The sequence below is a fragment of the Aneurinibacillus tyrosinisolvens genome (assembly GCF_001015055.1).
In the GTDB taxonomy this organism is placed as follows: domain Bacteria; phylum Bacillota; class Bacilli; order Aneurinibacillales; family Aneurinibacillaceae; genus Aneurinibacillus_A; species Aneurinibacillus_A tyrosinisolvens.
Window position 1 is genome coordinate 12031 of the sequence record NZ_BBWZ01000047.1, and the last position, 22059, is coordinate 34089.

The following is a 22059-nucleotide window of genomic DNA, read 5'->3' on the forward strand; positions in this document are numbered from 1 at the left end:
ATTCCTCCTTTTCTTCTTTAAATATTCCCAAAAAACGTAAAGGAAGACAACCAGGCGCTAATTTGCTGCATTTGTCCTGTGTAAATCAATATCCCCATTCCAATGAGAATCCACCCGCTTATGACCTTAATCACCGGCATCCACTGGTTCAGCCTGCGAATGGATTTTACAGAATATAGCATGATAATGGAAATAACGAAAAACGGAAGGCCCAGCCCGAGCGAATAAACGGATAATAGAAACATCCCTGTATTCACCGTTGCTGCATTTCCCGCAAGCAAAAGAATTGAAGATAATGCCAGACCGACGCAGGGCGTCCATCCGGCTGCGAACGCCATTCCCAACAGCATAGATGAGAACCATTTTCCGGTCTTGATACGTGACATATCAAACCGTTTCTCACTTGCCAGAAAATTCAGATTTAACCAACCGATCGTCTGGAAACCAAACACCACAATCAGAATGCCGCTTAACTGCTCAAACAGCTGGCGATTCGACCGGAGGAACTGGCCCAGGTAGCTGGCAGTTGCTCCAAACAAAACGAACACCACAGAGAACCCAACAATAAAAGCCAGCGAGCGGAGCAAGAGGGTGCTGCGCCGTATGACAAGCTTGTCATCCTGCACCATGCCGCCTGTTAAGTGCGTAATATAGGCCGGAATGAGCGGAAATACACACGGAGAGAAAAAAGAAATCAAACCTGCGATCCAGGCGAATGATACGGATACCGACTGCTGCATACAACCACCTCTTTAGCATTTTCGCACACTACTAAACTCCTATGCAAGCAAAAAAACCGCACGTTTTGTGCGATTTCCTGTTTCTTCACTCGATTGTTACTTTTCCGTCCTTAACAGTAAAATGAAGTGCACTTTGCGGCCTCGTATCCGCTTTTAGGACATTTCTTATAATATGCAAAGCTGTCTCATTATCTTCTGTATGGTTGGAAGCAACACAATCAGAAGGGACATGAAGGTAGAAATCACGCATATAAGCGTCATTTGATGTAAACAGCACGCAGCTATTCCCCGCCAACCCTGCAATAATGAGCGTTTCTGCTCCAAAGTAGTCAAGCAGCGTGTCCAGAACGGTGGAATAGAAGCCTGAGTGCTTTGGTTTTACAACAAAGTAGTCATCCTCCTCGGGCAGCAGCTGCTCAACGAACGGTTTGCCCCGTACGCCTTCACTTACTGCGTGCGTAACAAGCTTGAGGAAATCAGACTGCCATTTTCCGTAGTTATCGTTTACGTAAATAACAGGGATGCCCGCTTGTTTTGCCCGTTTCTTTAAAGAAGCAATATTTTCCGCTGCTGGCAGGGCATTGTCCAGGAGAAGATCACCTTCCTCGAACTCAAAATCATTAATCACATCAATTAACAAAAGGGCGATACTGGACTTGTCAGGAGCATTTCCATGCAAATCTTCATTTTTTGCCGGCATTCCGTCCCTCCATCTTTCTGATTCATCCCATATGTCTTGCACATAGTAAGTATCTACCTCTTGTTTCCCAATGAAAAACATTCGTTCCTATGTTTCCACAAACTGCAAAGGCGGCATACACGATTCAGAGAAAAGCTTTGATTTCGCACCTTTGCCGCTTCAAGCATTTTAAACGGTGGAATAATAGAGTTATCTGTAATAGGCTGAAAGAAGTGCCAATAGACCGCGGCAAGCTAGTTATGTAACAAAGGAGGAAATGGTTTGAATCCAATTGAAGCGATCTCAGCGCATCTTATTCATAAAAAGGAACAAGTAGGCAGTGAAATCATTGCCGACATTACAAAGAGGCTTGATATTTCGGTCGAGGGTGATGAAATCGAAGCAAGTATGATCGATTTTCCCATTCTTGTCGGAGTGATGGGGAAATCCCTCGTATCTTCTAATGAGGAAATCTATAGTGAATTAATTAAGTGGAGCCATGCGGCGGGGGAGCGAAATATAGGGAGAGGAAAAAGGATTAGCCAATCACTCGAGTTTTTCCCTGCCATCCGCACAGTTTTTATCCGGTATATCGGACAATTGTCGATCACAAACAAAGCTTCGGCCGAGGAATTTGTCTTTATTGCTGAACGAATCAATTATATTCTCGATGTCGCAATGAACGAAACGATTAAAGTGCACGATCATTTCAAAGACCGGATTATTAGTGCAGCCTATGAAGAAGTCAGCGAGCTTTCTGCACCGATCGTTCCGATTCTGAAAGGAGTAGCCGTGCTTCCGCTTATCGGTTCGATAGATTCCCACAAGGCCAACCATATTTTAAACAACGTAATTCCGAAAGTAGCTGATTTGAAGTTCGAATGCCTGATTATCGACTTCTCGGGCATACATGTAATCGATACGATGGTCACTGATCACATTTTTAAAATCCACCGTATTTTGCGGCTGCTCGGCATCCAGGCGATGCTTACAGGCGTTCGCCCTACTCTCGCACAGACGGCGGTTGGCATCGGGATCGATTTCTCCTCTATCAAGACGTACGCCACCGTCCAGCAGGCACTTGAATCCATCAGACGCTAAAAACCGAGAAAAACATCGCGTTTATGGTCTTGCGATGTTTTTCTTATACTTGTTTTACGATTGATACTGCTTCACAATCTCCTGCAGCTTCAGTGCCAGCCCCATCTTTCCTTCTACTTTTAAACTGCCCATCATAAACGCCATCGCAGTATTCAAATCACCTCTCAAAAACTTCAAGAAGTTTTTGTCTGAAAGAAACAGGGTAACTTCCGCTTCGTGTGGGGTTCCTTCTTCCACCTGTACCTTTCCATCTTGGAGAATGATTTGGAACGATCCGCTTTCTTCGAGATTTACTTGAAAGGCTCTGTCTTTCTCATCTTTTATCAACTCCGGATTGGCGTTCATCTTATCAACGAGAGCAGCTAATTCAGCTTGGATACTCATATGTACTTCCCCCTCATACACTGTAGGTTTATTACTAGTTTAGCATAACTAACAAACTTTTCTGAACACGAAAAAAAGAGGGGGCCGGTTTGCTCTCGCATAGAACAGACCAACCCCCGGGTTTTTTCTGCTTTCTAAATAGCTCCTGCTTTTTTCTCCCCTGCCACCCCGCACCACTGCATGATAGTAAGAGCGATAATTTCCGCACACTCCACTACTTTATCAAGCTCGATATATTCATTCGGATAATGCGCCATCCCTGTTATACCCGGGCCGAAAACGATGGCAGGCGTCCCCCCTACTTTGGCAAGCAGGCCGCCATCCGTTCCCCATGGAGAAGCTTCAATGAGCGGTTCTTCCCCCCGCACGCTGCGATACGCATGAATTAACCGGTTCATCAGCTCGTGATCCGGCTCAATCATGCCCGGTACCCACTGCGCCCCGAACCATTCGAGCACAGGCGGGTGTTCCTTCAGCCAGTCGTCTTCAAGAGAAGATAAGGCCTTCTCCATCGCCCGCTTTGCATCCTCCATCTCTTCTTCGGGAGCGACTCCCATCCGGCCCTGAAGTTCCACGAGGTCAGGAACGGAGGAAGGCCATTCTCCCCCGTGGATGGAACCGATGTTAATCGGAATCGGGATCGGAATGTTTTGATACAAAGGATCGCTTATTTTTTCGTTTCGCTCCGTTTCGAGCTTGCGGACCGCATCAACCACGAGCATGCTTTTTTCAATCGCGCTTACGCCCTCGTAGCGCGTGCCGCCATGTGCCGAGCGGCCTTTTACCTTGATGCGGAACCACATGGATCCCTGCTGCTTCGGAAAAATCTTCATTCCCGTCGGCTCCGGGATTAGAGCAGCATCTGCTTTATATCCACGTAGGATAGCCGCCAGCGTTCCCGAACCACCGCTTTCTTCTTCTACGACGCTTTGAAAAACAACATCGCCTTTTAACCGAATACCGAGCTGTTTTAAGCATTCTACTGCATAGAGCATGGCAATGTTGCCGCCCTTCATGTCGGTAACGCCGCGCCCGTACATTTTGCCGTCTTCTATCTTCCCGCTGAACGGGTCGTCTTCCCACTGCTCCCTGTCTCCGGAAGGCACCACATCAATGTGGCCGTTTAGGATCAGTGATTTTCCGCCTCCTTCTCCCCGCCAGATTCCAACTACGTTCGGGCTTCCGCTAAAAACAGTCCGCGGAGAGCAAAAATAAGAGTGATGAATGAGCTCCTCCCCGCCCGGTTCCCACATATCGACTTCGAGGCCCATTGCCGCAAGCTTATCGGCCACCAGCTTCTGGGCGTCTGCCTCATTCCCCTGTATGCTTGGAGCCTGGACAACCTGCTGGAGAAAATGAACCGCTTCCTCACGATGCTCCTGCATCCACTGTTTAATGGTATCTTTCATACGGGACAGCACCTCCGATTTTATATGTTTCCTCTTCCTCTATTTAAAGACAGGAACAGAACCGGTTTCCGCAAACAGCAGGGGTGCCCCTGTGCTTTCCGCCACCTGTTCAACCGTATACGGATGCAGCACTTCCTTTAAATACAGCTCTCCGCCTATGACCTCAATAACGGCCCGCTCGGTAATAATCATGTCTACACAAGCGGGTGCGGTAAGCGGCAGCGTGCAGTTCCGCACGATTTTCGGTTCACCCGACTTACTCGTATGATTCATGAGCACGATAACTTTTTTGGCCTTCTGGGCAAGTTCAATCGCTCCCCCCATTCCCGGCACCCGTTTCCCCGGCACAATCCAATTCGCCAGGTCTCCTCTTTCACTCACTTCGAGGGCACCCAAAATGGTAATATCAAGATAGCCGCGGCGAATGATACCAAACGCCATTGTGCTGTCAAAATAAGCAGCACCGGGTACGACTGTAACAGGAAACCCGCCCGCATTGCACAGGTTTTCGTCTTCTTCCCCTTTAGCAGGAGAGGGGCCGGTGCCAAGAATACCGTTCTCCGCATGAAACATGACCTGCCAGTCTGCCGGGATGTATTCCGCCACGAGCGTCGGTATCCCGATCCCGAGATTCACGAGCATCCCCGGCATGATTTCCTTCGCGGCGCGCCGGGCGATTAAATGACGCTGTTCTACTCCCACGCCCATGTCCAGTTCACTCCTTCGCTTTGAATGATGTAATCAACATAAATGCCCGGGGTGATGATAGACTCGGGGTCGAGTTCGCCGCGCGGAACGATTTCGTCGACCTCAACAATGGTAATATCCGCCGCCATCGCAACCAGCGGGTTAAAATTGCGGGCACTCTTGTCATAGATCAGGTTTCCGTACTCATCCGCCTTCATGGCATAAACGATTCCTACATCCGCTGTAAGGGCAGGTTCGACCATGTAGGATTTTCCTTCCACTGCAACTTTCTGCTTTCCTTCCTCTACAATCGTTCCCATGCCCACATCAACAAGAATCCCGCCTAACCCCATGCCGCCGGCCCGAATTTTCTCCGCAAGCGTTCCCTGCGGATAGAACGTTACATCCAGCTTCCCTTCTGTCATAAGCCGGCCCGCATTCGGGTTGGAACCGATGTGGGATGTGATGAGCGTTCTGCCGCGCCCTGCAGTAACAAGGCGGCCGATGCCAATATCAGGGAAACCAGTATCATTGCCGATTAGGTCAAGATTTTTTGCTCCTTTTTTTAAGATGCCGTCAATTAACGTAGGGGGACTTCCCACCCCGCCAAACCCTCCGTACATTAGGCGTATTCCATCCTGGATGTGGGCGAGTGCTTCATCCAGCGATACAACCTTCGATAATGTCTGCTTCATCATGAAGCCCTTCCTTCCTTACGCAACTCCTCTGTCAGCTGTCCGAGCGAACGGTCGAGCATTCCAAGGAGTTCGTCTATTTCCTGCTCCGTAATGACAAAAGGCGGCGCAACAATAACAGCATCTCCGGCTTTGCCGTTCATTCCTCCAGATGCACTATAGATGAGGAGGCCGTTCTTCATTGCCTTTCCGATCAGCCTCTCCGTCACGCCAAGCTGCAGTGGGAATGGCTCCTTTGTCCGTCGTTCTTTTATGAGTTCCAGCCCGCACAACAAGCCTTTTCCTCTGACATCTCCAACGATTCCATGCTTTTCAGCCAGCTTTTCCAGGCCTGCCAGCAGCCGTGAACCCTTCTCTTCGGCGGCCTGGATGAGGTTATTCTCTTCAATATATTCCATGACGGCAAGCGAAATGGCTGCCGATTGCGGATTCGCACTGTACGTATGACCGGACATAATCGATTTGGAACCGTTACGAATGACATCAATGATTTTTTCACTTACGATGGTTGCCGCCATCGGTGTATATCCAGCGCTCATTCCCTTGCCGAGCGCCATCAAATCAGGCGTAACATTCCAGTGATTGATTCCGAATGGCTTTCCTGTCCTTCCATTTCCGGTCATCACTTCATCGGCAATAAATAGAATCTCGTACTTGTCACATATGTCTTTTATGCGCTGGTAGTAATATGGAGGAGGCGTAACGGCCCCGCCGGCGGCACCGATAATCGGCTCCGCGATAAAAGCGGCAATGTTGTCGGCGCCTGTTCGAAGAATCGCCGCCTCCAGCTGGTTCGCGCACAACAAATCACAGCTCGGATAGCTGCTGTTAAACGGGCAGCGGTAACAGTACGGAGGCTCAATCGCAGGATAATCCTCCAGCAGCGGGACAAACCGCTTTCTTCGCAGTACATGGCCGGACATCGAAAGCGCCCCCATTGTAATGCCGTGGTAGCTCATCCAGCGGGAAAGCACTTTATTTTTGCCGGTTCTTCCCTGCTCCTGCCAGTATTGGATCGCAATTTTCATCGCTGTTTCGGTTGCTTCCGAACCGCTATTTACAAAGAAGACATAATTTAAATCACCGGGCGCCCACCCTGCTAGTTTTGTTGCAAGCTTCTCGGCCGCTTCGCTCGTAAATTGAGAGCGGTACGTAAACGAAACCTTGCTTGCCTGCTCGTTCATCGCATCGATTACCTTTTGGACACCATGTCCAATGTTCGCTGTAACGGCTCCGGAGCATCCGTCCATGTATGCTTTTCCGTCTGTATCATATAAATAAACACCCATCCCGTAAGAAACGGTTGGGTATGTCTTACCAAGCAGCGGTTTTATCACATGGCTTTGCTCGTTCATGTCTTTATCCCCCTTGAAGCTTTATTGACTCCTCTCATCATACCAATGCATTCACTAAAAAAATATTCGCGCAATTATATAAATTTATAGTATAGTTTTTATACACGATGTATAAAAGGAAAGGATCTACTATGTCGATTACCGTTAAAGAGGCGCTTGAGCTGCCAGACATACAACCGATTAAGCTCATCGGCGGCGCAGATGGATTACACCGCCCCATTAAGTGGGTTACCATTGTAGAAATCGTGGAGGATGTAACCCGCCTCCAGGAAGGCGAGTTTTTAATTACGACCGGTTACGGGCTGGACACGGAGAAAAACAGGGAACATTTCATTCGGAAACTGTCCGGGCAAAACCTTTCGGCAGTCGCAATCCACACAGGGTTTTACATGGAACAGGTCCCAGTTGAGTTTATCCTGGCGGCGGATGAATATGGCCTGCCGCTGTTTGAAATCCCACGCCACATGAATTTTTCGCAGGTAACGAAAGCACTGCTCGGCCACATGCTGAACCGGCAGCTTCAAATCCTGCAGTATACCCAGCAAATCCATAAGGAGCTTACGTCCCTTGCGCTTAGCAACCAGGGGCTCCCTGTTATCGCCGCCACGCTCGCCGCAAGAATCGAAGCGGACGTTCAAGTATATAATGCTGTACACCACTGCCTTGGGAGCAGTAAAGGGAATGGTGTGTCAGACGAAATCTTGGTTCTCCTGTCCAATGCTTTCAAAAACAAAATGGCACCTGCTTTTCTGGCCGAAAACCGGCTGGCGTACCCGATAGCGGCCGATCAGGAGTATTTTGGCTGTCTCTACATTCAGCGGGAGCACGCTTTTAGCGAGACAGACATGCTGATTATTGAACAGGCCAGCACGGTATGTGCTATCGATTTTCTAAAGCAAAAGGCCGTAGACGAAGCCCTCCTCCGCATACAGGGGGACTTCTTCGACGAACTCCTTGAGAAGATCGGAATAGACGAGGAATATGTCCGCAAGCAGAGCCGCAGACTCGGATACGAGCTTACCGGCAAAATGGCAATCCTGCAGATACAGGCGCAAACAGATGCCAGCCCGCTTCCTTTCATGCAGCAATTTGTCAGCGGACAGACTCGGCAAATTCTTCTGCGAGAAAAACAATCCTCCATCGTTTTTCTCCTCAAGCTGAACGGCAAGGACAATGAAATTCCTTCTCTCACAGACAGGCTCCGCGATGAATGGGACCGAACATTCACCTCCCCGCTTCATATTGGAGCGAGTACTGTCTTTGAGGGCATACAAAGCATTGCAGAAGGAGCCCGGCAGGCAAAGCAGGCTCTGCAAATCGCCCTCCTTACCAGGCAGCCTGTTCTCCATTATGAAAACATCGGCGCTTACGAACCGTTATTTCAAATGGCCGAGGCGGGCATTCCGCTGACCTGTCTGTACGAAAAACTTCTATACCCGCTCATTGAATACGACCGAAAACATCATGCGAAGCTGCTGGATACAGTGGAATGTTTTTTGCAAAACAATACGAACATGAAGAATACGGCAGCCATGCTTTTCATTCACCGGCATACGCTGAAATACAGGCTGGAGCAGATTGAGAAAAAAACAGGGAAGGATTTGCAGAACACGGCCATTCTCACCCAGCTTCACCTTGCTCTAATGGCCTATCGCCTTGATACGGCACAATGCATTGTTCCATGATGGGATGCCGGTTTAGACAAGGGTTTTCACCCATAAGCTCATGTCTTCGAATTTATCGAAGATGTTGCAGTTCTTTGTCAGCCTCCCTGTGTATGTGTAGCCGAGCTGGTGAAAGACGGCATTCATCCCAAAGGAAAGGGACCGGGCCAATGAATACGCGCAGTAAATATTTCGCCTGAACAATTCGCCTTCCAACGCAGCAATCAAATGGCGCATGAGCCCGTATTTTCTATGTTCGGGAAGAGTGGCGCAGTCCGTCATTTCTGCATTGTGGTAACGCATGTTTATTTCGGCGGAGGCTGCGCTTACAATCCGCCCCTGTTCTTCTATGACATAGAAGACGGTTCCTTCTTGCATAACCTTCCTTATATACGCCGGGTCATTCATCGGTGTCGGGTAAACAGGAAATACCGTTCCATACAACAAAGCAAGCGGTTCAGCATCATAGAGTTCGGCGATGCGTATCGTATACGGGGCCGCCAGTTTCTTGGCGCCAGGCTTCAATGGGAGGGAAAGAACCTGCCGCAGAATGTTATCCTCATCTATCCAGTGTTCGCTTGTGCGCCTTTCCGTTGTAAAGTATAGCGCCATACTGTAGCCGTCACTGCCGCTGAAGTATCCTTTGAATACACCTTCCGGCATATAACCGAGCGAGAGAAACGCTTGCCAGTGCTCCTGTCTGGACTTTACAAATACTTTAGTAAACCCGTGCGTGCCTGCCAGTTCGTGCAGGCGTCCCGTTATCGATTGAACATTCCCGCGGTAATCATCTACGCGCAGGCGCTTGCTAAACGGATCAAGATATACGTCCATAGTAAAATCAGGCCCTGTTTCCGTACGGTTTGTATACAAAACATTATTGTCTGTCGTCATGGGAAGCCTCCGTTCCTCTTTAAATGTTGACAATACATTTTTTCTGCAAAAGTTGTGCCATTTTACATAGGGGCTTCCCCCGTTTAGCGCACAACGAAAGTTCAAGAAAAGGGTGATCGATTTGTCTGAGACTGCGACTCGGTGGTCGGATCAGTTTGAGTGGCTGCTTGGCATCATTAACGTTGGTGTACACCTTGTGAACAAGGAGGGAACCACCGTCTTCTTCAACAATAGAATGGCGGAAATTGACGGGCTCGAACGGGAAGATGTTCTCGGGAAAAACGTGTTCCACCTCTTTCCGTCCCTTACGAGTGAAAGCAGCACACTGTTTACGGTTCTCCAAACAGGAAATGAAATTGTGGATAAAGTGCAAACGTATGTAAATATGAAGGGCAAGCAAATTACGTCGATAAACAGCACGTACCCCTTGCTTGAGAATGGAAAAATCGTCGGGGCCGTCGAACTGGCGGAGGACATTACCCGCATTGTGCAGCTCAATGATCAGGTTCTTGATTTGCGCCAGCAGCTCTACAGCAAAAATCGCAAAGAGAAAAGTGCGCGGAACGATACACAGTATCATTTCGCAGATTTAATCGGCAACAGCCCCTCATTTCTGCGGGCGCTCACCCGGGCGAAGCGGGCGGCCCGGACAGATTCCCCTGTCCTTATCTGCGGTGCAACCGGGACGGGCAAAGAGCTGATTGCACAGAGTATACACAACGCAGGCATCCGGCGGGACAAACCGTTTATCGCGCAGAACTGCGCCGCGGTTCCCCGCGAGTTAATGGAAGGATTGCTGTTCGGAACGACAAAAGGAGCCTTTACCGGCGCCGTCGACCGCCCGGGTATATTTGAACAGGCAGACGGCGGGACGCTTTTTCTTGACGAGATTAACAGCCTTGATATTGTACTTCAAGCGAAGCTCTTGCGCGTTCTGCAGGACGGCAAGGTTCGAAAGGTCGGCGGCATGAATGAGCAGCAGGTCAATGTCCGCATTCTTGCGGCGATGAATATCGAACCACAGGAAGCGCTGCAAAGAGGCATTCTTCGTTCCGATTTATTTTTCCGCCTGAATGTCGTCAACATTGAACTCCCGCCGCTGACGGAGCGCACTCAGGATATCGAACTGCTTATTCGCCACTTCATTGAGCGTTTCAACCAGACGTTTGCCATGCACGTTACCGGCGTTAGCGAGGCGGTTATGCAAAAACTGCTGCACTACACATGGCCCGGCAACATAAGGGAATTGAGGCACACAATCGAAGCAGCGTTTAATATGATGGATGACGGAGAAGAGCGAATTGATATGCATCACCTCCCCCTTCAGTTTACAGATTCGTTCCAGGAGAGTATCTCGCCTGCTCCACAGGGCATTCCCGCCTTGCTCCCGTCTCACCCGATCCATCTGTCTTCCCTCATCGACAGCATTGAACGGAACATGATTATGGAGGCGCTCACAAAACATGAGGGAAACATCAGCCAGACCGCTCAGGCACTCGGGCTGAAGAGGCAGGCCCTCCAATATAAAATAAAGAAGTTTAACTTTTAGAAAAAAATCTTGCAGCAAAAAACTGATAAAGTGCAAATTTTCTTGCATCCATTTCCCTTACTTTTCAAGAGAGGAAGCTTCCTCTCTTTTTATTATGTCCGGCGGCTGCCCAGTTTTTCGAATATTTCTAAAGTTGGCATCGATTTTGCTACATTACGGTGGTAACAACGTGAAAATAACGAGGAGGTTACATTCGATGAGTATATTGGAAAACGATTTGCACAAATCCCAGCCGCCGCATGGCCAGGGACTTCCTACGCCGGCTCAATCAAAGGATTTCCGCACAGTTGAGTTATGGAAAGACGTTACGGATGAACAATGGAATGACTGGCTCTGGCAGTTAACCCATACAATCAAAACAGTAGATGATCTTAAGAAAGTGGTAAACTTAACACCCGAGGAAGAAGAAGGCGTACGCATTTCAACGCAGACCATTCCTTTAAATATTACTCCCTACTACGCAAATCTGATGAATCCGGATGATCCCCGGTGCCCCATTCGCATGCAGTCGGTGCCGATTTCCGCTGAAATTATGAAAACAAAATACGATCTCGAAGACCCGCTTCATGAGGATGAAGATTCGCCTGTTCCCGGCCTGACCCACCGCTATCCAGACCGCGTGCTGTTTCTTGTGACAAACCAGTGTTCCATGTACTGCCGCTATTGTACACGCCGCCGCTTCTCAGGCCAGGTCGGCATGGGCGTTCCGAAGAAACAGCTCGACGCTGCCATTAACTATATCGCGAGTACCCCGGAAGTCCGCGATGTGCTCATTTCGGGCGGAGACGGCCTGCTTATAAACGATACGGTACTGGAATACGTCTTGAAAAATCTGCGGGCCATTCCGCACGTGGAAATTATTCGTATCGGTACCCGCGCTCCGGTTGTGTTCCCACAGCGCATTACAGAAAATCTCTGCAATATTTTAAAGAAATACCATCCGGTTTGGCTGAATACGCATTTTAACACACCGCTTGAGATTACACCGGAAGCGAAAAGGGCGTGCGAAATGCTGGCAAACGCCGGTGTCCCTGTCGGCAACCAGTCCGTTATTCTTGCCGCGATTAATGACAGCACGCCGATCATGAAGAAACTTATGCACGAGTTAGTTAAAATCCGCGTTCGCCCATATTATATTTACCAATGCGATTTATCAGAAGGCATCGGCCATTTCCGTGCTCCTGTATCCAAAGGCCTTGAAATTATCGAGGGTCTGCGCGGCCATACGTCCGGCTACGCCGTTCCTACTTTCGTCGTAGATGCTCCGGGCGGCGGCGGCAAAATCGCGCTGCAGCCAAATTATATGATTTCACAGAGTCCGGATAAAGTCGTGCTCCGTAACTTCGAAGGTGTTATTACTTCCTATCCGGAACCAAAAGGATATGTTCCAGGGCGTGCGGATGCCTACTTCAACGAGGCGTACGGCATTGAAAAACAACCGGAAAACGTTGGCATCGCCGCTCTGATGAACGATGAGAAATTCAATCTCGTACCTGAAGGACTGCGCCGGATGAATAAACGAAAAAATTATGAAACGAAACAGGAGCACTCGTCCCTCAAGGACCGCCGTGATAAGCGGGATGAGATGAAAGCAAAATTGATGAAAGCCAAAGAAACAAAATAAGCGATGGAGGAAGACACAGATGAAATGTATGTGGTGTGAAAATGACGAGGCAAAAGAAGGCCTGCAAAACTGTTACTGGATCACGCCGGACGGCAGGCTGACGGTAGAAATTCTCGATATTCCTTCCATCGACTGCCCGCACTGCCATGATAAATACGTATCGGATGAAGATACCCAAAAGATCGAGGATGCCCTGTACTTACATGATATTTCCGGCCTCGGTAAGACGTTTACTTATAAGCAGTTAATGGAGGCGCCCCGAATTAACCTATTTTTGGACAAAAATAAATAAAGACAGCTATTTTTCAGCTCAAAGGCAGCGGAGATTTACTCCGCTGTCTTTTTTGTTCTTATCTGCCTTTCGTATGAAACGACTTTTTTTCAGCAAAATATAAGAGATGATTCTATTCACGTAAAGGAGAACGCAATGGCTACCAAAGCAAAAAGCAAGAAAATGAGTCCCGCGCAGAAGGAATACCAGACCCTGGCAAAACGCCATGAACCGGCGCGGCCTATCTTTAAAAACGTGCTTCGCGCCTTTTTCGTCGGTGGATTTATATGCTTATTGGGCCAGTTTATTCAAACGTTTTTTATGAACGTTTTCAATTTCTCACAGAAAGCAGCCGGAAATCCAACCGTAGCGGTACTTATCTTCACTTCCGTTCTTCTCACCGGGCTTGGTGTATACGACAAAATTGCCCAATTTGCGGGAGGCGGCACAGCTGTACCTGTTACCGGGTTTGCCAATTCCATTGCCTCAGCGGCTATTGAACACAAAACCGAAGGCTATGTGCTGGGTGTAGGCGGGAATATGTTCAAGCTTGCCGGCTCGGTTATTGTTTTTGGCGTCGTATCCGCCTTCTTTGTGGCTCTTATAAAATGGGTTATTTCAGCCCTTGGAGGTGTGTAGACTTGCTTCAGGGAAATCAAACGTGGGTATTCCCCACCCAGCCCGTTATTATATCCTCCGCTGCAGTTGGTGGACCGCATGAAGCGAAAGGCCCGTTGGCTGAAGATTTTGATATCCTCCATGAGGATTTGTGGCTGGGAGAAGACAGCCTGGAAAAAGCCGAGAAAAAAATGCTTGAGCAGGCATGTGAGAAGGCCATTGAAAAGGCAAACTTATCGAAAGACAGCATTACGTTTATGCTGGCGGGAGATTTAATTAACCAGACTACACCAAGCAGCTTTTCAGCGCGCACAGTCGGTGTTCCTTTTCTCGGGATTTTCGGCGCCTGCTCTACATCTATGCAGGGATTAGCCCTGGCCGCCCAGCTCGTCGATAGTAAAGCGGCCAAGTATGTACTGGCAGGAACCTCAAGCCATAATTCTACTGCCGAAAAACAATTCAGGTACCCGAATGAGTATGGAGCCCAGAAGCCGCCTACCGCCCATTGGACGGTAACAGGAGCAGGTACTGCTGTTGTAGGTGCAAGTGGCAATGGCCCCCGTGTAACCGCGGCAACGATTGGCCGGGTTGTTGATATGGGAGTTAAAGATCCGTTTAACATGGGAGCGGCCATGGCACCTGCTGCTGCAGATACAATCGAGGCGCATTTTCGGGATTTAAACATTCAGCCCGACCATTACGATCTCATTGTAACGGGAGATCTTGCTAAGGTTGGCCATCCGATTGCGGCTGAACTGTTAGAGAAACGCGGGTTTGCAATCCCGGAAGGAATTTTCACCGATTGCGGCCTGCTTATTTACAGCAAAGACCAGAAGTTATTTGCAGGTGGAAGCGGCTGCGCATGCTGTGCAACCGTAACATACGGTCACCTGCTCAACCGGCTGCGTAAGGGTGAATGGAAACGAATCCTTGTTATTGCTACCGGCGCTCTTCTTTCTCCGCTCACCTTTCAGCAAAAAGAGAGCATTCCTTGTATTGCTCATGCCGTTTCAATCGAAAGTAGCTTATAGGAGGTAAAAACAATGAGTACATTTATTTGGGCGTTTGTTGTTGGGGGGCTTATTTGCGTAGTCGGCCAGCTTTTAATGGATGTGGGCAGGCTGACACCGGGGCACACTATGGCTACTCTGGTCGTGATAGGCTCCATCCTTGCTGGGCTTGGCTGGTATGATCCGCTCATCCAATTCGCCGGGGCAGGCGCGACGGTTCCTATCACCAGCTTCGGAAATTCCCTGACGCAGGGAGCCCTGCAGGAGATGAAGCGGGATGGCATTGTCGGCATTATTACCGGTATTTTTGAGGTAACAAGTGCCGGTATTTCCGCTGCGATTATTTTCGGCTTTTTAGGTGCCCTTGTCTTCAGGCCAAGGAGCTAACGAATACTACAGTTTGCAGGGGGGATGCTGTATGATAGCATCCCCCCTGCAAACTGTAACGCGCGTATACGATGAGAACTTCAATGGAATGGCTGCTTTCGTTTACAGAAAGAACTAATTATCGTTCTATTCTTGATCAATCGGAGACTGCACATGGTCATCATATGTATCAATGTATAAATGTCCATCGGCCCCGAGAACCGCATATGTTACATCTTTTATGTGCAACCTGCGTTTATTTACCTCATTTTTTAGCCAAGAGTGGGTAATTTGGTTTTCCCGCAAATTTTTATCAATTATATTTCCATCCATAATTAATTCAATTGAAAGCCTCTGTTCTGGCTTCGTGGCGATCCATAAATCTTGTCTTGTCACGGGACGATACTGTGGCTTTTTCAATACCGTTAAGGTTCCACTAGTTTCAAGAATAGCAAAAAGAACTTCGTTAATATCAAATACATTTTTTTCTCGTAGTTCTTGATTTAAGTAATCCAGGGTATAACGCATCTTTCTCATATTGTGCTCTAATATTTTGCCATTCTGAATGACAACGGTGGGAGCTCCGGCAAAAAACTTGCGTGCCCTTCGACTTTTTAAGGAAATGTAGGCGATAAGAAAAGTTATACCAGAAAAAATACCGAAAGAAAGCAAAACATGAGACACCTTAAGAGAAGTATGAAATGCTAAGTGCGCTGTCATTGCACCTAATGTGATAGCCGCTACAAAATCGAAGTAGGTCATTTGAGCAACGGTTTGTTTACCCAGTAGTAAACGAACCGTAATCATCAAAACAAAAAAGGCTCCAAACGTACGAAGGATGATTTCAATATAATCAGGCATAGTTCGCCTCCACATGGTTCCACTATTTTTATACCATTGTGGTCATTGTATTTTTATAATAAACTGTAGTACCCAATCTTTTATGTCTACAATGCGGAACTACTTTGGAATGTTAAATGGCTGAACAGCTTGAGCCATTTCTTTCTTAGGGGCACGCGGCTTCCTTTTTCCGGTCGATCCGATGAGCCATTTCCCGAAAGGAAGGCGGCTGATGAGAAACGTAACGCCCAGCGAGAACATTACATTCAGGGCAAAAACAAAAAAAGACAGCCGGTATCACTTGAGAAGTGAAATAATCAAACGGACGCAGCCACTTCATAATGTACGTAAGTGTTAATGCATGAACGAGGTAAGCGCCAAATGAATACCGTCCGATAAAGCGAAGAACCCGGTACAAGACTGGATTGTTCTTCAGGATACATAAAGACAGGCCGTACAGCAACACAATTTCTGACACTGTGTACAAAAACATGGACGGTTTTAACGACGTCGAAATCCCAATCCCGATTTTGCCTCCAGGCGCCTGCGCCATTAACTCGTAGCCGATCCAAATAAAGAAACCGGTAAATATAAGAACATTCCACGGAACGGATTGGATGACAAGCCTCCGCCAGCGCAGCATAGCCACACCTGCGATACCGCCAAGAATGAAATAAAACAGGTAATAGAGAAAGGTCCGATCCCGGAACTCGACCAGCAGGAGCTGTACGATTTGTGAGCCAAAGTGAAAATCATGCTCCGGAATATACGTATGGGAAAACCACATAAGAGCCCCATACAAAATGCCGCATATCCCCAGCACACCTGCAAAACGCCCTTTGCTTGACGAAATCCACGACCGCGCCCCTTTAAACAGAGCGAGGAGCACAGGATACAGCAGATAAAACTGAAAAATCATTACAACAAACCAGAGATGATACGATGCTGACCCCGATGCGATGCTTTTGCCCAGTTCCCTGAACGAAGCCGTTCCTGAGCCGGGTATCCCGTGATAGGAAATGAAATAAATAACGCTCCATATGACATAAGGGAAAAAGATCTCCGCTGCCCTCTTTTTTATAAACCGAGGATAATGGACACGCTCGTAATAATTGTGCAGCAGCACAATCCCTGTAATAAAAACAAACGTCGGCACAGCAAATTTTATGATATTAAAAATAAGGCCGAGCATAATGGCGTCCGGAAGAGAAACCCCGGGCATCCGGATGTAAGGGCCGATAATATGCTGAAGGAGGACACCGAGGAAGGCAAGAGCCCTCAGCGCCTCCAATTCTTCTATTCTCTCTTTCTGTACAATGCTTTTTATTATGAAAACCTCCTCATGCTGTTAAGAAAAGCTCACCTGTAGACCATTATCCCGGAAATCGATAGTGAGCGCCATACCATCTTTTACCTTTCCGCTGATAATTTCCCTGGCGATTAACGTCTCGACATGCCGCTGCAGAAAACGGCGCAGCGGGCGCGCCCCGTATACCGGATCATAGCCTTCCTGTGCAATGTACTGTTTCGCTGCTTCCGTAAGAACAAGCGAAATCTTACGGTCGGCCAGCCGCTTGCGCAAATCATGGACAAGGAGGTCAATAATATGGCCGATTTCAGCCTGTGCAAGCGGCTTGAACAGCACAATATCATCAACCCGGTTTAAAAACTCAGGCCGGAAACTCAGCTGAAGCTCGCTCATCACACGCCCGCGCACTTTATCTGTAATCTCTCCTGCTTCCATAATACCATCCAGCAGGAACCCGGAACCAATGTTGGATGTCATGATGATAATCGTATTTTTAAAATCGACCGTCCTTCCTTGCGAATCCGTAATGCGGCCATCGTCAAGCACCTGCAGCAGCACATTAAACACGTCATGGTGCGCCTTCTCGATTTCATCAAACAGGATGACTGAATACGGCTTTCTCCGGACCGCTTCCGTGAGCTGTCCTCCCTCTTCAAATCCTACATAGCCGGGAGGCGCGCCGATGAGGCGGGATACGGCATGCTTCTCCATATACTCACTCATATCAATTCTAACGATATTGTCTTCTGTATCGAACAGGGTTTCCGCGAGTGTTTTTGCTAATTCTGTTTTTCCGACACCGGTTGGCCCGAGAAAAACAAAAGAACCTATCGGCCTTCGCGGATCTTTAATTCCGGCCCGCGCACGAATAATCGCATCAGCGACCCGGTCCACAGCCTCATCCTGTCCAATGACCCTCTCGTGAAGAATTTGGTCAAGCTTAAGCAGCTTCTCCCTTTCCCCTTCTACAAGCCGGGCAAGCGGGATTCCTGTCCAGCGGGAAATAATCCGGGTGATTTCTTCTTCTGTGACCTCTTCCCGCAGAAGCGCATCCTCCCCTTTTCTCTGTTCCTGCCCTCCCTCTTCTTCTTTCAGCTTTTTTTCAAGCTCCGGCAGCTTCCCGTACTTTAATTCCGCCGCACGGTTTAAATCGTACTCCCGTTCCGCCCGGTCGATGTCCTGGTGTATCTGTTCAATCGCAACGCGCAGGCTCCGGACGCCCTCTAGTGCCTGCTTTTCGTTTTCCCACTGGGCCTTCATCGTTGCCAGCGTTTCTTTCCGTCCTGCCAGCTCTTTCTGCAGCTGTTCAAGCCTGTCCCTGCTTGCTTCATCCGTTTCTTTCTTTAATGCTGCTTCCTCGATTTCCAGCTGCATGACACGGCGGGATATTTCATCCAGCTCGGCCGGCATCGAATCGATTTCCGTTCGAATCATCGCACATGCCTCGTCCACCAAATCAATCGCCTTGTCCGGTAAAAAGCGATCGGTAATGTACCGATGCGACAGTACCGCCGCTGTTACAAGCGCGCTGTCATGAATTTTCACCCCGTGAAAAATCTCAAACCTCTCGCGCAGTCCACGCAGGATGGAAATCGTATCTTCCACGGTCGGTTCGTCCACCAGCACCGTCTGGAAACGGCGTTCAAGCGCGGCGTCCTTCTCGATGTATTTCCGGTATTCATCCAGCGTCGTAGCTCCAATGCAGTGCAGCTCGCCACGGGCCAGCATCGGCTTTAACAAATTCCCAGCGTCCATCGCGCCTTCTGTTTTTCCTGCGCCGACAATCGTATGGATCTCGTCAATGAAAAGAAGAATCTTTCCTTCACTCTTTTTAATTTCCTGCAGAACAGCCTTCAATCTCTCTTCGAACTCGCCCCGGTATTTCGCCCCGGCGATTAAAGATCCCATATCGAGAGAAAAAATGCGCTTGTCCCGCAGTCCCTCGGGCACGTCCCCTCTAACAATCCGGTGGGCCAGCCCTTCTACAATGGCCGTTTTCCCGACACCGGGCTCCCCGATAAGAACAGGGTTATTCTTTGTCTTTCGCGAGAGAATGCGGATAACATCTCTTATTTCGCTATCGCGCCCGATGACCGGCTCGAGCTTGTTTTGCTGTGCATCGTGCACAAGATCGTGCCCGTATTTCTCAAGCGCTTCATATGTGGTTTCCGGTGTGGAACTGGTCACGCGCTGATTCCCCCTCACTTCGCTTACTGTATTTCGGTATACTCTCTTTACTATTATATCCCAATTGAGAAGAGGCTTCCCTTTCACCCCTTTACCTTTTCGTGAAATGTCGGGAGTGCGCAGAATTTGCACTATAAATAGGGCTTGTTGCATAAGAAGCAACCTGTTATAAATAGGATAAACCAATAAAAAGAAGGGGACACGAAACATGGTAAAAACGATTTCCTATTTGGTTTTAACACTGCACGAGCTGGGCTATTCACTGGATGAAATTCAGAAAATCAGAAAGGGAATGGAGTGCCAGTTCGACCATTATACGCCGGAGGAAGCGGAGCGCCAGGCAATACACATACTGGGGGAACTGTTGCTCAAGGGGCGGACACAAACGGAGCAGCCTGATATGGCATCAACTAAGTAAACAGGCAGCCGAACTTAAACGCGTCCGGCTGCCCCTTTCCCTTCATTTTCCGATACGTTTCATCAATATCATCGCAGACCAACACAAGAGAAGGCTTCATCTCTATTCACTCCTGCTCTCTCCTGCTCTCTGTATGGTGGTCCCGCATTAGAAAACTAAACAGGAAACCGAAAAATGACAAAACCGACATCGTCAAATACAAGGCCGCTCCCCCATATGCATCAAAGATCCACCCGCCCAGAAAAGAGCCAATAATTCCCAACACCCCGAAAAACAGGACGGCAAGCATAGTTTGCCCTGTTGACTTCCACTCCTCCGGAACAATCGCATAAAGATATTGGATCGCCGCTGTATAGAAAACAACAAACGTGCATCCTTGCAGCAGCTGCAAATAAACGATCCACCGGGGGTCCGGAGCCAACGAGCAGGCGAAATACCGCAGGCAGTAAAGAACAGCCGCAAATGAAATCAGCTTGATTTCATTTCCTTTACGCAGAAAACGAAAGCTGATCGCAAAAAAAAAACGACTTCACTTACAGCCGCATAAAACCAGGCCTGCCCAACCAGCCCCGGTGTGCCCCCGGCAGCCTGAATGTAAATGCCTAGAAACATATCGTTCATACGGTGCGGGATGGCTGTTATAAGGATAAAAAGAAAGAACCATACGGTTTTCGGTTCGGAAAAGAACCTCTTTAAATTTTTAAGCAAAACTGGCTTGCCAGCGGCGGGAGCATCCGGCAATGTAAGGCAAATGAGAAGCGTGATGGCGCCATAGCTTAAAAATATATAGGCGAGGCTGCCCAGCCCAAAATAGTCGGATAGAAAACCGACAATGAGAGAAGTCGAGGCATACCCTGCAGCGCCGAAGGTCCGGATTGAACCAAAGCTGACACCCGTTGTCTCCGCCATTCGGTAATTAAGGCTTTCGGTTAAAGGGTCTGTAGGAAGAAAGAAAAAATACATGAGAATGACAAATAAAAACAAAGAAAGGAACTGTATCGACTGAAACAGAACGAACCCTGTACAAAGGGAGAAGCCAAGCGTGATTCCCAAAACCTTCTTAATTGTTTTGTATTTATCGCTTATCATGCCCCAAAGCGGTTGTGATAAAATGCCGATAAAAGAGCCAGTACCAAGCAGCACGCCAATCCTCGCTGTTGATACCCCTTGTGAAGAAAGATAGACGGGAAGAAAAGAGATAAAAACAGCAAGCAAGGAAAAGTAAAAATAATTGTACGCTTTTAAACTCGCAGTAGAAAGCATTTCATTATCCTTTCACGGGAAAAATATCATGGTATGTATCTGTTTTATCATAACAAAAAGCCTGCCTTTATGCTGGCAGGCCTAACACATTTATTCTGTTATGTTTTCTTACCCGCTCTCTTTCTCTCCGAAACACTTACTTTGTATCTAAAATGCTAATTTGATGTCATGACCTACATTTCGTTATGCTAGAAATATCCAATAAAAGTATAGTACACGATTTTTATTTCATTTCGAAGAGGGAGGAAATAAACAAAATGAAAACAATTGGCTTAATCGGTGGAATGAGTTGGGAATCTTCTATTTTGTATTATGAAATGATAAACAAGGAAGTAAGAAAAAGACGAGGCGGGCTCCATTCCGCTCCATGCCTTATGTACTCGTTCGATTTTGAGCCTGTAAAACAATTACAGCATGAAGGAAAGTGGGATGAAGCAGCCAGTCTTCTGATTGAAGCGGCACAACAACTGGAAACGGCTGGAGCGGATTTTATTGTATTGTGTACGAATACGATGCATAAAGCAGCAGAAAAAATTGAGTCAAGCATTCATATTCCTTTTTTGCACATTGCAGATGCAACAGCCGAGGCGATTACACATGAGAGGATAAAAAAAGTTGGTTTATTAGCTACCCAATTTACAATGGAAGAATCGTTTTATAAGGGCAGGCTGCAGGATAAATACAACCTTGAGGTCGTTGTGCCAGACGAAGAGGAGCGAAAACTCGTTCATTCGATCATTTACGACGAGTTATGCCGCGGTGAAATAAAGGATTCATCAAAAAAACAATATACGAAAGTGATAGAAAACTTAATTGAAAACGGAGCGGAAGCGATTATTCTTGGCTGCACTGAAATCACTCTGCTCATAAAGGAAGAAGACTGCCGTGTTCCTGTTTTTGATACTACTTTTCTGCACGCCGTTACAGCAGTAGAGTATGCTTTAGAAGATTGCGATATAGTAAGCAAGAAATAATTAACCCTATGCTATTTATTTA

Annotated in this window: 22 protein-coding genes and 1 pseudogene; 10 read left to right on the forward strand and 13 right to left on the reverse strand. The window is 47.9% G+C overall.

What is annotated here, in order from left to right:
- Window positions 1–17 precede the first annotated feature (17 nt).
- Both MBEAL2_RS24520 and MBEAL2_RS24525 read right to left on the reverse strand, forming a co-directional pair.
- Window positions 18–740 carry a cytochrome c biogenesis CcdA family protein gene (locus tag MBEAL2_RS24520; RefSeq protein ID WP_047154867.1) on the reverse strand — a complete coding sequence of 241 codons (723 nt, stop codon included), beginning with the start codon at window positions 738–740 and terminating at the stop codon, window positions 18–20.
- An 85-nt stretch (window positions 741–825) separates the two neighbouring features.
- The gene (locus MBEAL2_RS24525; RefSeq protein ID WP_047154882.1) at window positions 826–1440 is read right to left on the reverse strand and encodes a cysteine hydrolase family protein; all 615 of its coding nucleotides are present in this window, start codon (window positions 1438–1440) and stop codon (window positions 826–828) included.
- Between the two features lie 261 nt (window positions 1441–1701).
- Between MBEAL2_RS24525 and MBEAL2_RS24530 the strand changes: the two genes are divergently transcribed.
- Entirely contained in the window at window positions 1702–2520 is an 819-nt protein-coding gene (locus MBEAL2_RS24530; protein ID WP_047154868.1) for an STAS domain-containing protein, read from the forward strand.
- Window positions 2521–2574: 54 nt separating this feature from the next.
- Here the strand turns inward: MBEAL2_RS24530 and MBEAL2_RS24535 are convergent, their stop codons facing one another.
- The 5 genes from MBEAL2_RS24535 to MBEAL2_RS24555 all read right to left on the reverse strand — a co-directional run bounded on the left by MBEAL2_RS24535 (window position 2575) and on the right by MBEAL2_RS24555 (window position 7050).
- Window positions 2575–2904: an SCP2 sterol-binding domain-containing protein gene (locus MBEAL2_RS24535; RefSeq protein WP_047154869.1), complete on the reverse strand. Its 330-nt coding sequence runs from the start codon at window positions 2902–2904 to the stop codon at window positions 2575–2577.
- Window positions 2905–3038: 134 nt separating this feature from the next.
- Window positions 3039–4322, reverse strand: a complete 1284-nt coding sequence (locus tag MBEAL2_RS24540) for a peptidase (RefSeq protein WP_047154883.1) — start codon at window positions 4320–4322, stop codon at window positions 3039–3041.
- Window positions 4323–4352: 30 nt separating this feature from the next.
- Window positions 4353–5021, reverse strand: coding sequence for a 3-oxoacid CoA-transferase subunit B (locus MBEAL2_RS24545; protein ID WP_047154870.1), 669 nt, complete (start codon window positions 5019–5021; stop codon window positions 4353–4355).
- Window positions 5006–5695, reverse strand: coding sequence for a CoA transferase subunit A (locus tag MBEAL2_RS24550; protein ID WP_047154884.1), 690 nt, complete (start codon window positions 5693–5695; stop codon window positions 5006–5008). Before MBEAL2_RS24550 ends, MBEAL2_RS24545 begins: the two co-directional genes overlap by 16 nt.
- On the reverse strand, window positions 5695–7050 hold the full coding sequence (locus MBEAL2_RS24555; protein WP_047154871.1) for an aspartate aminotransferase family protein: 1356 nt from the start codon (window positions 7048–7050) through the stop codon (window positions 5695–5697). Before MBEAL2_RS24555 ends, MBEAL2_RS24550 begins: the two co-directional genes overlap by 1 nt.
- Before the next feature lie 131 nt (window positions 7051–7181).
- On the opposite strand from MBEAL2_RS24555, the gene MBEAL2_RS24560 reads away from it, so the two are divergent.
- Entirely contained in the window at window positions 7182–8735 is a 1554-nt protein-coding gene (locus tag MBEAL2_RS24560) for a PucR family transcriptional regulator (RefSeq protein WP_047154872.1), read from the forward strand.
- Between the two features lie 12 nt (window positions 8736–8747).
- On the opposite strand, the gene ablB is transcribed toward MBEAL2_RS24560, so the two are convergent.
- Window positions 8748–9608, reverse strand: a complete 861-nt coding sequence (gene ablB, locus MBEAL2_RS24565) for a putative beta-lysine N-acetyltransferase (protein ID WP_047154873.1) — start codon at window positions 9606–9608, stop codon at window positions 8748–8750.
- Window positions 9609–9729: 121 nt separating this feature from the next.
- On the opposite strand from ablB, the gene MBEAL2_RS24570 reads away from it, so the two are divergent.
- The 6 genes from MBEAL2_RS24570 (at window position 9730) to spoVAE (ending at window position 15067) form a co-directional block, all read left to right on the forward strand.
- Window positions 9730–11157 (forward strand): sigma-54 interaction domain-containing protein, encoded by a 1428-nt coding sequence (locus tag MBEAL2_RS24570; RefSeq protein ID WP_052947988.1) that lies wholly within the window; start codon window positions 9730–9732, stop codon window positions 11155–11157.
- Window positions 11158–11362: 205 nt separating this feature from the next.
- Window positions 11363–12781 (forward strand): lysine 2,3-aminomutase, encoded by a 1419-nt coding sequence (gene kamA, locus MBEAL2_RS24575; RefSeq protein ID WP_439644905.1) that lies wholly within the window; start codon window positions 11363–11365, stop codon window positions 12779–12781.
- A gap of 19 nt (window positions 12782–12800) precedes the next feature.
- A complete protein-coding gene (locus MBEAL2_RS24580) occupies window positions 12801–13073 on the forward strand; it encodes a YokU family protein (protein WP_047154874.1) in 273 nt (90 codons plus the stop codon).
- 135 nt (window positions 13074–13208) lie between these two features.
- Window positions 13209–13691: a stage V sporulation protein AC gene (gene spoVAC / locus MBEAL2_RS24585; RefSeq protein ID WP_047154875.1), complete on the forward strand. Its 483-nt coding sequence runs from the start codon at window positions 13209–13211 to the stop codon at window positions 13689–13691.
- 2 nt (window positions 13692–13693) lie between these two features.
- Window positions 13694–14701 (forward strand): stage V sporulation protein AD, encoded by a 1008-nt coding sequence (gene spoVAD, locus MBEAL2_RS24590; protein ID WP_047154876.1) that lies wholly within the window; start codon window positions 13694–13696, stop codon window positions 14699–14701.
- A 12-nt stretch (window positions 14702–14713) separates the two neighbouring features.
- Entirely contained in the window at window positions 14714–15067 is a 354-nt protein-coding gene (gene spoVAE / locus MBEAL2_RS24595) for a stage V sporulation protein AE (RefSeq protein WP_047154877.1), read from the forward strand.
- Window positions 15068–15193: 126 nt separating this feature from the next.
- Here spoVAE and MBEAL2_RS24600 read toward each other — a convergent pair whose 3' ends face one another.
- The 3 genes and pseudogenes from MBEAL2_RS24600 to clpB form a co-directional block, all read right to left on the reverse strand.
- Entirely contained in the window at window positions 15194–15907 is a 714-nt protein-coding gene (locus MBEAL2_RS24600; protein WP_047154878.1) for a DUF421 domain-containing protein, read from the reverse strand.
- A 145-nt stretch (window positions 15908–16052) separates the two neighbouring features.
- The gene (locus MBEAL2_RS24605; RefSeq protein ID WP_052947989.1) at window positions 16053–17177 is read right to left on the reverse strand and encodes an acyltransferase; all 1125 of its coding nucleotides are present in this window, start codon (window positions 17175–17177) and stop codon (window positions 16053–16055) included.
- A 57-nt stretch (window positions 17178–17234) separates the two neighbouring features.
- A pseudogene (clpB, locus tag MBEAL2_RS24610) lies at window positions 17235–19409 on the reverse strand (ATP-dependent chaperone ClpB); the annotation flags it as partial.
- A gap of 181 nt (window positions 19410–19590) precedes the next feature.
- On the opposite strand from clpB, the gene MBEAL2_RS24615 reads away from it, so the two are divergent.
- Window positions 19591–19800, forward strand: a complete 210-nt coding sequence (locus tag MBEAL2_RS24615; RefSeq protein WP_047154879.1) for a hypothetical protein — start codon at window positions 19591–19593, stop codon at window positions 19798–19800.
- A 106-nt stretch (window positions 19801–19906) separates the two neighbouring features.
- On the opposite strand, the gene MBEAL2_RS33250 is transcribed toward MBEAL2_RS24615, so the two are convergent.
- Window positions 19907–20311, reverse strand: coding sequence for an MFS transporter (locus MBEAL2_RS33250; RefSeq protein WP_369405526.1), 405 nt, complete (start codon window positions 20309–20311; stop codon window positions 19907–19909).
- A complete protein-coding gene (locus MBEAL2_RS24620; RefSeq protein WP_236693008.1) occupies window positions 20269–21063 on the reverse strand; it encodes an MFS transporter in 795 nt (264 codons plus the stop codon). Before MBEAL2_RS24620 ends, MBEAL2_RS33250 begins: the two co-directional genes overlap by 43 nt.
- A gap of 257 nt (window positions 21064–21320) precedes the next feature.
- Between MBEAL2_RS24620 and MBEAL2_RS24625 the strand changes: the two genes are divergently transcribed.
- Window positions 21321–22037 (forward strand): aspartate/glutamate racemase family protein, encoded by a 717-nt coding sequence (locus MBEAL2_RS24625; RefSeq protein WP_047154880.1) that lies wholly within the window; start codon window positions 21321–21323, stop codon window positions 22035–22037.
- The last annotated feature ends 22 nt before the right edge of the window (window positions 22038–22059 follow it).